The sequence below is a fragment of the Streptomyces sp. NPDC057302 genome, assembly GCF_042667685.1.
Classification (GTDB): domain Bacteria; phylum Actinomycetota; class Actinomycetes; order Streptomycetales; family Streptomycetaceae; genus Streptomyces.
Genome location: NZ_JBHUZJ010000102.1, coordinates 16,583 through 29,245 on the forward strand (window position 1 = coordinate 16,583; position 12,663 = coordinate 29,245).

At 69.5% G+C, this 12,663-nt stretch carries 12 protein-coding genes; all 12 read left to right on the forward strand.

The window, feature by feature from the left end; all coding sequences use genetic code 11:
• Positions 1-24: 24 nt before the first annotated feature.
• The 12 genes from ACFUPX_RS39820 (at position 25) to ACFUPX_RS39875 (ending at position 12,624) form a co-directional block, all read left to right on the forward strand.
• Positions 25-570, forward strand: coding sequence for a hypothetical protein (locus ACFUPX_RS39820; protein ID WP_383333844.1), 546 nt, complete (start codon positions 25-27; stop codon positions 568-570).
• A gap of 159 nt (positions 571-729) precedes the next feature.
• Entirely contained in the window at positions 730-1,644 is a 915-nt protein-coding gene (gene pdxS, locus ACFUPX_RS39825; RefSeq protein WP_160503800.1) for a pyridoxal 5'-phosphate synthase lyase subunit PdxS, read from the forward strand.
• 12 nt (positions 1,645-1,656) lie between these two features.
• A complete protein-coding gene (pdxT, locus tag ACFUPX_RS39830; RefSeq protein WP_383333846.1) occupies positions 1,657-2,262 on the forward strand; it encodes a pyridoxal 5'-phosphate synthase glutaminase subunit PdxT in 606 nt (201 codons plus the stop codon).
• 48 nt (positions 2,263-2,310) lie between these two features.
• Positions 2,311-3,069: a YebC/PmpR family DNA-binding transcriptional regulator gene (locus tag ACFUPX_RS39835; RefSeq protein ID WP_383333848.1), complete on the forward strand. Its 759-nt coding sequence runs from the start codon at positions 2,311-2,313 to the stop codon at positions 3,067-3,069.
• 145 nt (positions 3,070-3,214) lie between these two features.
• A complete protein-coding gene (gene ruvC / locus ACFUPX_RS39840; RefSeq protein ID WP_383333865.1) occupies positions 3,215-3,826 on the forward strand; it encodes a crossover junction endodeoxyribonuclease RuvC in 612 nt (203 codons plus the stop codon).
• Positions 3,823-4,431 carry a Holliday junction branch migration protein RuvA gene (gene ruvA, locus ACFUPX_RS39845; protein WP_383333850.1) on the forward strand — a complete coding sequence of 203 codons (609 nt, stop codon included), beginning with the start codon at positions 3,823-3,825 and terminating at the stop codon, positions 4,429-4,431. Before ruvC ends, ruvA begins: the two co-directional genes overlap by 4 nt.
• 57 nt (positions 4,432-4,488) lie before the next feature.
• Positions 4,489-5,595 carry a Holliday junction branch migration DNA helicase RuvB gene (gene ruvB / locus ACFUPX_RS39850; protein WP_383333852.1) on the forward strand — a complete coding sequence of 369 codons (1,107 nt, stop codon included), beginning with the start codon at positions 4,489-4,491 and terminating at the stop codon, positions 5,593-5,595.
• A gap of 164 nt (positions 5,596-5,759) precedes the next feature.
• A complete protein-coding gene (yajC, locus tag ACFUPX_RS39855) occupies positions 5,760-6,230 on the forward strand; it encodes a preprotein translocase subunit YajC (protein WP_383333854.1) in 471 nt (156 codons plus the stop codon).
• Positions 6,231-6,400: 170 nt separating this feature from the next.
• Positions 6,401-8,134 (forward strand): protein translocase subunit SecD, encoded by a 1,734-nt coding sequence (gene secD, locus ACFUPX_RS39860; RefSeq protein ID WP_383333856.1) that lies wholly within the window; start codon positions 6,401-6,403, stop codon positions 8,132-8,134.
• Position 8,135: 1 nt separating this feature from the next.
• Positions 8,136-9,275 (forward strand): protein translocase subunit SecF, encoded by a 1,140-nt coding sequence (gene secF, locus ACFUPX_RS39865; protein ID WP_383333858.1) that lies wholly within the window; start codon positions 8,136-8,138, stop codon positions 9,273-9,275.
• On the forward strand, positions 9,272-9,820 hold the full coding sequence (locus ACFUPX_RS39870) for an adenine phosphoribosyltransferase (protein ID WP_383333860.1): 549 nt from the start codon (positions 9,272-9,274) through the stop codon (positions 9,818-9,820). Before secF ends, ACFUPX_RS39870 begins: the two co-directional genes overlap by 4 nt.
• Positions 9,821-10,038: 218 nt before the next feature.
• Complete coding sequence (locus ACFUPX_RS39875) at positions 10,039-12,624, forward strand: RelA/SpoT family protein (protein WP_383333862.1); 2,586 nt, start codon at positions 10,039-10,041, stop codon at positions 12,622-12,624.
• The last annotated feature ends 39 nt before the right edge of the window (positions 12,625-12,663 follow it).

Consider the following 12,663-nt stretch of genomic DNA (forward strand, 5'->3'; position numbering starts at 1 on the left):
GCCGATGCGACTAGCCTTCCCCCGGTGACCTCGACACTGATCTGGATCGCGGTAGCCCTCTTCGCGATCGGCCTCTACCTGAGCTGGACCGCGGGCCGGCTCGACCGGCTGCACGCACGCATCGACGCGGCCCGCGCCGCCCTCGACGCCCAACTGCTGCGCCGCGCCTCGGTCGCCCAGGAGCTGGCCACCTCCGGGGTACTCGACCCAGCGGCCTCCATCGTGCTCTACGAAGCGGCGCACGCGGCCCGGCAGGCCGAGGAGGAGCACCGCGAGGTCGCCGAGAGCGAGCTCAGCCAGGCGCTGCGCGCGATCTTCGGCGAAGTGCAGCAGGTCGAGGCGGTGCGCGAGGCCCCGGGCGGCGACGAGGCGGCGACGGAGCTGGCCGCGTCCGTGCGCCGGGTGCCGATGGCCCGGCGCTTCCACAACGACGCCGTACGCGCGGCCCGTGCCCTGCGCAGGCACCGCACGGTCCGCTGGTTCCGCCTCGCGGGCCACGCGCCGTTCCCGATGGCCTTCGAGATGGACGACGAGCCGCCGGTCGCGCTGGCCGACCGCGCGACCACATAGAGCCACCGGGCACGCCGCTGACCAGCGAATCCGGGCCGCTGACCAGGGGCGTCCGGGAAAAATGAGCCACGGGTCATCCATTGGCCCTTGCTGTGGACTGGTCGTCGGGAGTTTCCTCGTAGACGCAGGAACCCGTCTTCAGCGAGCGAGGTCAACTCCGTGTCCAGCACCCTCCCCAGCAGCAACCAGTCGCCCGAGACCGGCACCGCGCGCGTCAAGCGCGGCATGGCCGAACAGCTCAAGGGCGGCGTCATCATGGACGTGGTCAACGCCGAGCAGGCGAAGATCGCCGAGGACGCGGGCGCCGTCGCCGTCATGGCCCTGGAGCGGGTCCCGGCCGACATCCGCAAGGACGGCGGCGTGGCCCGGATGTCCGACCCGAACATGATCGAAGAGATCATCGAGGCCGTCTCCATCCCGGTCATGGCCAAGTCCCGCATCGGCCACTTCGTCGAGGCCCAGGTGCTCCAGTCCCTCGGCGTCGACTACATCGACGAGTCCGAGGTCCTGACCCCGGCCGACGAGGTCAACCACAGCGACAAGTTCGCCTTCACGACCCCGTTCGTGTGCGGCGCCACCAACCTGGGCGAGGCCCTGCGCCGCATCGCCGAGGGCGCGGCCATGATCCGCTCAAAGGGCGAGGCCGGCACCGGCAACGTCGTCGAGGCCGTGCGCCACCTGCGCCAGATCAAGAACGAGATCGCCAAGCTGCGCGGCTTCGACAACAACGAGCTGTACGCCGCCGCCAAGGACCTGCGTGCCCCGTACGAGCTGGTCAAGGAGGTCTCCGAGCTGGGCAAGCTGCCGGTGGTCCTCTTCTCGGCCGGTGGCGTCGCCACCCCCGCCGACGCCGCCCTGATGCGCCAGCTCGGTGCCGAGGGCGTCTTCGTCGGCTCCGGCATCTTCAAGTCGGGCGACCCGGCGGCGCGCGCCGCAGCCATCGTGAAGGCCACCACCTTCTACGACGACCCCAAGATCATCGCGGACGCTTCGCGCAACCTCGGCGAGGCCATGGTCGGCATCAACTGCGACACCCTCCCCGAGGCCGAGCGCTACGCGAACCGTGGCTGGTAAGGCACTACGGAGATGACTGACACCCCTGTAGTCGGCGTCCTGGCCCTCCAGGGCGACGTACGGGAGCACTTGATCGCCCTGGCCTCGGCGGACGCCGTGGCCAGGCCGGTCAGGCGCCCTGAAGAGCTGGCCGATGTGGACGGCCTGGTCATCCCCGGCGGTGAGTCCACCACCATCTCCAAACTGGCCGTCCTCTTCGGCCTGATGGAGCCCCTTCGCGCGCGCGTGCGCGCCGGTATGCCGGTCTACGGCAGCTGCGCGGGCATGATCATGCTCGCCGACAAGATCCTTGATCCGCGCTCGGAACAGGAGACCTTCGGCGGCATCGACATGATCGTGCGCCGTAACGCCTTCGGACGGCAGAACGAATCCTTCGAGGCGGCCGTCGCCGTCGCGGGCATCGGCGGCGACCCCGTGGAGGGCGTCTTCATCCGCGCCCCCTGGGTCGAGTCGGTCGGCGCGCGCGTCGAGGTGCTCGCCGAGCACGAGGGCCACATCGTCGCCGTCCGTCAGGGCAACGCGCTCGCCACGTCGTTCCACCCCGAGCTGACGGGCGACCATCGCGTGCACGAGCTGTTCGTCGGGATGGTGCGGGGGCACGCGGCGGCGGGATCCTAGTAGGATCTCTGCGTTCGTACAGTTGGGTAACGCGAAGGAGACAGGCAGATGTCCGGCCACTCTAAATGGGCTACGACGAAGCACAAGAAGGCCGTGATTGACGCCAAGCGCGGCAAGCTCTTCGCGAAGATGATCAAAAACATCGAGGTCGCGGCCCGCACGGGCGGCGCCGATGTGTCCGGTAACCCGACCCTCTTCGACGCCATCCAGAAGGCCAAAAAGAGCTCGGTCCCGAACAAGAACATCGACTCCGCCGTCAAGCGCGGCGCCGGTCTCGAAGCCGGTGGCGCCGAGTACGAGACGATCATGTACGAGGGCTACGGCCCGAACGGCGTCGCGGTGCTCATCGAGTGCCTCACCGACAACCGCAACCGCGCGGCCTCGGACGTACGCGTCGCGATGACCCGCAACGGCGGCTCGATGGCCGACCCGGGCTCCGTCTCGTACCTCTTCAACCGCAAGGGCGTCGTCATCGTCTCCAAGGGCGAGGGCGAGCTGTCCGAGGACGACGTCCTGGGCGCCGTCCTGGACGCGGGCGCCGAAGAGGTCAACGACCTCGGTGAGTCCTTCGAGGTGCTCAGCGAGGCCACCGACCTGGTCGCGGTCCGCACCGCCCTCCAGGAAGCCGGCATCGACTACGACTCCGCCGACGCCAACTTCGTCCCGACCATGCAGGTCGAGCTGGACGAGGACGGTGCGCGGAAGATCTTCAAGCTGATCGACGCGCTCGAGGACAGCGACGACGTCCAGAACGTCTTCGCCAACTTCGACGTGAGCGACGAGGTCATGGAGAAGGTCGACGCCTGAGCCACGCCTGGGTCCGGCCTCGGACCGGCCGTGCCACGGCTTTCGCTGACGGGCCGACAGGGGACACACCCCCTGTCGGCCCGTCGCGTTGTCAGTGCGAGCCGATAGCCTGCACAAACAGGTGAGCGAAGAAGTGGGGGTACTCGTGCGCGTGCTGGGTGTGGACCCGGGTCTGACCCGGTGCGGTGTGGGGGTCGTCGACGGAGTCGCGGGACGCCCGCTGACCATGCGCGCGGTCGGCGTCGTCCGTACGCCCGCCGACGCCGAACTCGGCCACCGCCTGGTCGCCATCGAGCAGGGCATCGAGGAGTGGCTCGACGCACACGACCCCGAAGTCCTCGCCGTGGAGCGGGTGTTCAGCCAGCACAACGTGCGTACGGTCATGGGCACCGCCCAGGCCAGCGCCGTGGCCATGCTCTGCGCGTCGCGCCGCGGCATCCCGGTCGCCCTGCACACCCCCAGCGAGGTCAAGGCCGCCGTCACCGGCAGCGGTCGCGCCGACAAGGCGCAGGTCGGGGCGATGGTCACCCGCCTCCTGCGGCTCGACGCACCGCCCAAGCCGGCCGACGCGGCGGACGCCCTCGCCCTCGCCATCTGTCACATCTGGCGCGCCCCCGCGCAGAACCGCCTCCAGCAGGCGGTCGCCCAGAACCGTCTCCAGCAGGCCGCGGCCCTGCACGCCTCGAAGGCGTCTGCCGCGCAGTCGGCGAAGACAGCCCCCACAGCCCGCACAGCACAGAAAGGCCGTACCGCATGATCGCCTTCGTCAGCGGCCCCGTCGCCGCCCTCGCCCCCGATGCCGCGGTGGTCGAAGTCGGCGGCGTCGGCATGGCCATCCAGTGCACGCCGAACACGCTCTCCACCCTGCGGCTCGGTCAGCCCGCCAAGCTCGCCACCTCCCTCGTCGTCCGTGAGGACTCCCTCACGCTGTACGGCTTCGCGGACGACGACGAGCGCCAGACCTTCGAGCTCCTGCAGACCGCGAGCGGCGTCGGCCCCCGCCTCGCGCAGGCCATGCTCGCCGTGCACAGCCCCGACGCCCTGCGCCGCGCGGTCGCCACCAGCGACGAGAAGGCGCTCACCGCGGTCCCCGGCATCGGCAAGAAGGGCGCCCAGAAGCTCCTCCTGGAGTACAAGGACCGCCTCGGCGAGCCGCTCGGCACCGGCGGCCCCGCGATCGGCACCCCTGTCACCTCCGGCTGGAGCGACCAGCTGCACGCGGCGCTCATCGGCCTCGGATATGCGACGCGCGAGGCCGACGAAGCCGTCGCCGCCGTCACCCCGCAGGCCGAGGCGTCCGAGAAGCCGCAGGTGGGCCAGCTCCTCAAGGCCGCCCTGCAGACGCTGAACCGCACCCGCTAGCCCCCGTCGGCATTCGTCGGCCCCTGCCCCACCAGAACCACATCGCGAGGCGAGCTCATGAACTGGGACGAGACGACCGACGACACGACCGCTCAGGCGGACGCGGCCGAGCGGCTCGTCGGACCCGCCGCGGAGCGGCTGGTGGACTCTGTCGCCGACGGCGAGGACCAAGCGGTCGAGGCCGCCCTGCGCCCCAAGGACCTGGGTGAATTCATCGGCCAGGAGAAGGTCCGCGAGCAGCTCGACCTCGTCCTGCGCGCGGCCCGCGCACGCGGCGCCACCGCCGACCACGTCCTGCTCTCCGGCGCCCCCGGCCTTGGCAAGACCACCCTCTCGATGATCATCGCGGCCGAGATGGGCGCCCCGATCCGCATCACCAGCGGCCCGGCCATCCAGCACGCGGGCGACCTCGCGGCGATCCTCTCCTCCCTGCAGGAGGGAGAGGTCCTCTTCCTCGACGAGATCCACCGGATGTCGCGGCCCGCCGAAGAGATGCTCTACATGGCGATGGAGGACTTCCGCGTCGACGTCATCGTCGGCAAGGGCCCCGGCGCCACGGCCATCCCGCTGGAACTGCCGCCCTTCACCCTGGTCGGCGCCACCACGCGGGCGGGCCTCCTGCCGCCGCCGCTGCGCGACCGCTTCGGCTTCACCGCGCACATGGAGTTCTACGAACCGGCCGAGCTGGAGCGCGTGGTCCACCGCTCCGCGCAGCTCCTGGACGTGGAGATCGACGTGGAGGGCGCCGCCGAGATCGCGGGACGCTCGCGGGGCACGCCCCGCATCGCCAACCGTCTGCTGCGCCGCGTGCGGGACTACGCACAGGTCAAGGCCGACGGCGTGATCAACAAGGACATCGCGGGGGCGGCCCTCAAGGTCTACGAGGTGGACGCGCGAGGCCTCGACCGCCTGGACCGCGCGGTCCTGGAGGCCCTGCTCAAGCTCTTCGGCGGCGGGCCCGTGGGCCTGTCGACGCTCGCGGTCGCCGTGGGGGAGGAGCGCGAGACGGTCGAGGAGGTCGCCGAGCCCTTCCTGGTACGGGAGGGACTGCTCGCGCGCACCCCTCGCGGCCGGGTCGGGACGCCCGCCGCCTGGGCGCATCTCGGCCTTGTCCCGCCACGGCAGGCGGGCGGAATCGGACAAGGGGACCTGTTCGGGGCGTGACGGCGCGCGTAGTCGCACGGTCAGGAACTGCGGTGCCATGCTGAGCGTTGTTCGTTAGGTGCGGACTCGCTTAGACTCCGCCGATGCCGCCCTTGTGGGCGGCGTGCCCACCCCCGTCCATCAGGCCGCTCATCCGCGCGGTCATGCGAAGGAAACTCCGTCCCGTGAATATCGTGACCCTCCTCCCCTTCATCGTGCTCATCGGGGCCATGTTCCTGATGACGCGCTCCGCCAAGAAGAAGCAGCAGGCGGCCGCGGCGATGCGCAATGAGATGCAGCCCGGCACCGGCATCCGCACGATCGGGGGCATGTACGCCACCGTCAAGGAGGTTCACGACGACGCCGTCCTCCTCGAGGTGGCTCCGGGTGTGCACGCGTTCTACGCGAAGAATTCCGTGGGCGCCGTCCTCGACGACGACGAGTACAACCGCATCATCCACGGCACGAGTGAAGACCTGAAGTCGGACGACCCCGTCGTCCCGGACGACGCCTCCTCCCTCACCGAGACCGACGAGCCCGCCGCCGACGCTTCCGACGACTCGCCCATCGACCTCGGCAAGAAGGACGCGTCAAGCGCCCCCGAGGCCGACGACGCCGAGCCGAAGAAGACCGACGGCGAGTCCGACGCGAAGTAGCCGCCACCGGGGTCCGTGGGGCGCGCCGCTCGCGTTGCCACGGCCCCCTCAGTGCGTTGGCTTCGTGACGGGTCTCGACACCATTTCATGGCCGCCCGACCTGGAAACTCCCCGCTCAGTGAGGGGCAGTGCACCGGACGCCGGGGCGGTTGGACAGGGAGAACGAGAAGGTGGCAGCACCTAAGAAGGGCCGAAGGCAGAGCGCCCCGGGCAAGCCGGGCCGCTCTTTGGTCTTCATCCTGATCGCCCTCGTGGCGCTCACCGGGGGGATGTTCCTCTCCGGGAACACCACGCCTCGCCTCGGCATCGACCTCGCCGGCGGCACGAGCATCACGCTCCAGGCGAAGAACGAGCCCGGCCAGAAGAACGCGATCAACCCGACCAACATGAACACCGCGGTCAGCATCATCAACAACCGCGTCAATGGTCTGGGTGTGTCCGAGGCCGAGGTGCAGACCCAGGGCGAAGACAACATCATCGTCAACATCCCCAAGGGCACGAACGAGAAGCAGGCGCGCGAGCAGGTCGGCACGACCGCTCAGCTCTACTTCCGTCCCGTCCTGACGGTGGCCGCCGGTGAGCCCACCCCCGAGCCGTCCGCCAGCTCGTCCGGCAAGGACAAGGACAAGAGCAAGGACACGCCCAAGGCGACCGGCTCGCCCAGTCCCCAGGGCCGCGCCGTCACCGACGGCCTGAAGGCCGACGCCACCCCGACCCCGAAGGCCTCGGACAAGGGCAGCGACAAGGACAAGGGGGCACCGACCCCCACCCCGTCCGCCGACCCGGCCACCGCGGCGCTGCAGAAGAAGTTCACCGAGCTCGACTGCACCGACAAGGCGCAGCGCGGCAAGGCCGGCGACGGCATCAAGCCGTCCGAGCAGACCATCGCCTGCGGCAAGAACAACGCGGGGCAGTGGGAGAAGTACGTCCTCGGCCCGGCCGAGCTGAACGGCAAGGACGTCGACGACGCCAAGGCGACGATCAACCAGCAGAACGGTGCCTGGGTCGTCAACATGGACTTCACGGGCGGCGGCTCGAAGAAGTTCTCGAAGACCACCAGCAAGCTTTCGCAGCAGCAGCCCCCGATGAACCAGTTCGCCATCGTCCTCGACGGTGAAGTGGCCTCGGCCCCCAGCGTCAACACGACGCTCAGCGCGAACGCCGAGATCTCCGGCAGCTTCACCCAGGACTCGGCCCAGGACCTGGCCAACATCCTTTCGTACGGCGCGCTGCCTCTCACCTTCCACGAGCAGAGCGTCACCACCGTCAGCCCGGCACTCGGCGGCGAGCAGCTGCACGCCGGTCTGATCGCCGGCGCCATCGGCCTCGCGCTCGTCATCATCTACCTGGTGGTCTACTACCGCGGGCTCTCGCTGATCGCCATCGCGAGCCTCCTGGTCTCGGCCGCCCTGACGTACACCCTGATGACGCTGCTCGGCCCGGCCATCTCCTTCACCCTGAACCTGCCCGCGGTGTGTGGTGCGATCGTTGCGATCGGTATCACCGCGGACTCGTTCATCGTGTTCTTCGAACGTGTCAGGGACGAGGTCAGGGAGGGACGCACGCTGCGGCCCGCCGTCGAGCGTGCCTGGCCGCGCGCCCGGCGCACCATCCTGGTCTCCGACTTCGTGTCGTTCCTCGCGGCCGCGGTGCTCTTCATCGTCACGGTCGGCAAGGTCCAGGGCTTCGCGTTCACGCTCGGCCTGACCACGCTGCTCGACGTCGTGGTGGTGTTCTTCTTCACCAAGCCGCTGATGACCCTCATGGCGCGCAAGCCGTTCTTCGCGAACGGCCACAAGTGGTCCGGCCTCGACCCCAAGCGGCTCGGTGCCAAGCCCCCGCTGCGCCGTACCCGCCGCGCCACTGGTTCGTCCGCTGGCCCTGTCGACCCGAAGGAGGCGTGAGATGTCGAAGCTCGGCAATCTCGGCGCCAGGCTCTACCGCGGTGAGGTCGGCTACGACTTCGTCGGCAAGCGTAAGATCTGGTACGGCATCTCGATCCTGATCACCATCACGGCCATCGTCGGCCTTGCGGTGCGCGGCCTGAACATGGGCATCGAGTTCGAGGGCGGTGCCGTCTTCACCACCCCGAAGACCAGCGTCTCGGTAGCGCAGGCGGAGAAGTACGCGGAAGAGGCCTCCGGCCACGACGCGGTCGTCCAGGAGCTCGGCTCGGGCGGTCTGCGCATCCAGGTCGCCGGAGTCGACACCGCCAAGTCCGACCAGATCAAGGCGGATCTGGCGAAGAACATGGACCTCAAGTCCGAGACGATCAACGCCGACCTCGTGGGCCCCAGTTGGGGTGAGCAGATCAGCAAGAAGGCCTGGACGGGCCTGATCATCTTCATGGTCCTCGTGGTGATCTATCTGGCGATCGCCTTCGAGTGGCGCATGGCGGCCGCCGCTCTGATCGCACTGATCCACGACATCACGATCACCGTCGGTGTGTACGCGCTGGTGGGCTTCGAGGTCACCCAGGGCACGATCATCGGTCTCCTGACGATCCTCGGTTATTCGCTGTACGACACCGTCGTGGTCTTCGACAGCTTGAAGGAGCAGTCGAAGGACCTCACCAAGCAGACCCGGTGGACCTACAGCGAGGTCGCCAACCGCAGCATCAACAGCACCCTGGTGCGCTCGATCAACACCACGATCGTCGCGCTCCTGCCGGTCGCCGGACTGCTCTTCATCGGCGGCGGCTTCCTGGGCGCGGGCATGCTCAACGACATCTCGCTGTCGCTGTTCGTCGGCCTCGCGGCCGGTGCGTACTCCTCGATCTTCATCGCCACGCCGCTCGTCGCCGACCTCAAGGAGACCGAGCCGCAGATGAAGGCGCTCAAGAAGCGCGTCCTCGCCAAGCGTGCCGCCGCCGCGGCCAAGGGCGAGTCCGTGGAGAGCGCCGGGCAGGACGCCGAGTACGACGAGGACGACGAGCCGCAGGACGACGTGCCCGAGGGCGCGACGCCCGCAGGCGTCGTCGGTCCGCGCACGCAGCCGGCCTCGCGGGGCCGCGGCCGTGGCCGTCCGTCGGGGAAGCGCCGATGACCGAGCTCGCCGGAACGACGGAGTTGCTGCTCAGCCGCATCCGAGACGTTCCCGATTACCCCGAGCCCGGGGTGATGTTCAAGGACATCACGCCGCTCCTCGCGGACCCGGAGGCCTTCGCCGCACTGACCGAGGCCCTCGCGAACCTCGCCGTGCGGCACGGCGCCACGAAGATCGTCGGCCTGGAGGCCCGCGGCTTCATCCTGGGCGCCCCGGTCGCGCTGCGCGCCGGGCTCGGCTTCATCCCCGTACGCAAGGCGGGCAAGCTCCCCGGAGCGACGCTCAGCCAGACGTACGACCTGGAGTACGGCAGCGCCCAGATCGAGGTGCACGCCGAGGACCTCGCCGCCGACGACCGCGTCATGGTCATCGACGACGTCCTGGCGACCGGCGGCACCGCCGAGGCGTCCCTGCGGCTCATCCGCCGTGCGGGCGCTCAGGTGGCCGGTGTGGCGGTTCTGATGGAGCTCGGCTTCCTCGGGGGCCGCTCCAAGCTGGAGACGGCCCTGGAGGGCGCCCCGCTGGAGGCCCTTCTCACCGTCTGAGCAGCCACCACGCACACCTGAGGCGGGCCCGGAGGAATCCGGCGCCCGCCTCAGGTGTTCCTTCTGTAGAGACCTGGAGTGCGCCCTGTGGAGACCTCAGGGGTTTCTTCCGTGGAGCGCTGTCTCACGAGCTGAGGGAGAGCCGAAGGTCCAGGATCGATACCATGGGCTCTTCGGGGCCTGACCGGGGGACCCGGATCGCGCACAGGGAGCGCCTCTTGCCAGACGAGTCCAAGGCACTCACCGCCGCCAAGGCCGCAGAGCAGGCCCAGCGCGCGGCGGCGTCCAGTGCTGCGCCCGCGAAGAGCGCGCCGCCCGCCAAGGGCGCGACGCCGGCCAAGCGGGAGAGCACGCCTCCCAGCACCAAACCCGCACCGAGCACGTCCGGCGCCGGGGCCAGGAGCGACAAGCCCGCCGCCGATCCGTCGCGCCCCGGGCCCCCCACCGAGGCCCGCGCCGGCAGCACGACCCCCACGCCACGGCCCACCGCGGCCAGGAACGAGCGCTCCGGCTCCTCCAACCGCGTACGGGCCCGCCTGGCCCGCCTCGGCGTCCAGCGCTCCAACCCGTACAACCCGGTCCTGGAGCCGCTGCTGCGGATAGTGCGCAGCAACGACCCCAAGATCGAGACGGCGACGCTGCGCCAGATCGAGAAGGCCTACCAGGTCGCCGAGCGCTGGCACCGCGGCCAGAAGCGCAAGAGCGGCGACCCGTACATCACGCATCCCCTCGCCGTGACGACGATCCTCGCCGAGCTGGGCATGGACCCGGCCACGCTCATGGCCGGTCTGCTGCACGACACCGTCGAGGACACCGAGTACGGCCTGGACACCCTCAAGCGCGACTTCGGCGACCAGGTCGCCCTGCTCGTCGACGGCGTCACCAAGCTGGACAAGGTCAAGTTCGGCGAGGCCGCGCAGGCCGAGACCGTGCGCAAGATGGTCGTCGCCATGGCCAAGGACCCCCGCGTCCTGGTCATCAAGCTCGCCGACCGCCTGCACAACATGCGCACGATGCGCTACCTCAAGCGCGAGAAGCAGGAGAAGAAGGCCCGCGAGACGCTGGAGATCTACGCTCCGCTGGCGCACCGCCTGGGCATGAACACGATCAAGTGGGAGCTGGAGGACCTCGCCTTCGCGATCCTCTACCCCAAGATGTACGACGAGATCGTGCGCCTGGTCGCCGAGCGCGCCCCCAAGCGCGACGAGTACCTCGCCATAGTGACCGACGAGGTCCAGGCGGACCTGCGCGCCGCCAGGATCAAGGCCACCGTCACCGGGCGCCCGAAGCACTACTACAGCGTCTACCAGAAGATGATCGTCCGCGGCCGTGACTTCGCGGAGATCTACGACCTGGTGGGCATCCGCGTCCTGGTCGACACGGTCCGCGACTGCTATGCGGCGCTCGGCACGGTCCACGCGCGATGGAATCCGGTCCCCGGCCGGTTCAAGGACTACATCGCGATGCCGAAGTTCAACATGTACCAGTCGCTGCACACGACGGTCATCGGCCCCAGCGGCAAGCCCGTCGAGCTCCAGATCCGTACGTTCGACATGCACCGCCGCGCCGAGTACGGCATCGCCGCGCACTGGAAGTACAAGCAGGAGCCGTCAGCCGGAGCCTCCAAGGTGCGCACCGACGTGCCGCGCAAGGCCGGTGGCAAGGACGACCACCTCAACGACATGGCGTGGCTGCGCCAGCTCCTGGACTGGCAGAAGGAGACCGAGGACCCCAGCGAGTTCCTCGAATCGCTGCGCTTCGACCTGTCGCGCAACGAAGTCTTCGTCTTCACGCCGAAGGGCGACGTCATAGCGCTCCCGGCGGGCGCGACCCCGGTCGACTTCTCGTACGCGGTCCACACCGAGGTCGGCCACCGCACCATAGGAGCGCGGGTCAACGGACGGCTCGTACCGCTCGAATCGACCCTGGACAACGGCGACCTGGTGGAGGTCTTCACCTCCAAGGCGGCCGGCGCGGGCCCCTCCCGCGACTGGCTCGGCTTCGTCAAGTCACCGCGGGCGCGCAACAAGATCCGTGCGTGGTTCTCCAAGGAGCGCCGCGACGAGGCGATCGAGCAGGGCAAGGACTCCATCGCGCGCGCCATGCGCAAGCAGAACCTGCCGATCCAGCGGATCCTGACGGGCGACTCCCTGGTCACCCTCGCGCACGAGATGCGCTACCCCGACATCTCGTCCCTGTACGCGGCGATCGGCGAGGGCCACGTCACCGCGCAGTCCGTCGTGCAGAAGCTCGTCCAGGCGCTCGGCGGCGAGGAGGCCGCCAACGAGGACATCGCCGAGAGCGCGCCGCCCTCGCGCGGCCGCAGCAAGCGCCGCGCCAACGCCGACCCCGGTGTCGTCGTCAAGGGCGTCGAGGACGTGTGGGTCAAGCTGGCCCGCTGCTGCACGCCGGTCCCCGGGGACGGGATCATCGGCTTCGTCACGCGCGGCAGCGGCGTATCGGTCCACCGCGCCGACTGCGTGAACGTCGACTCGCTCTCCCGCGAGCCCGAGCGCATCCTCGAGGTCGAGTGGGCGCCCACCCAGTCCTCGGTCTTCCTGGTCGCCATCCAGGTAGAGGCACTTGACCGCTCGCGCCTGCTCTCGGACGTCACACGCATCCTCTCGGACCAGCACGTGAACATCCTGTCCGCGGCCGTCCAGACCTCCCGTGACCGGGTCGCCACCTCGCGCTTCACGTTCGAGATGGGCGACCCCAAGCACCTGGGCCATGTGCTCAAGGCGGTCAGGGGAGTTGAGGGCGTCTACGACGTGTATCGGGTGACGTCGGCGCGAAGGCCCTGACCCACCGCACAAGGCTCTGCCCCCGGCGCGATGCGCCGG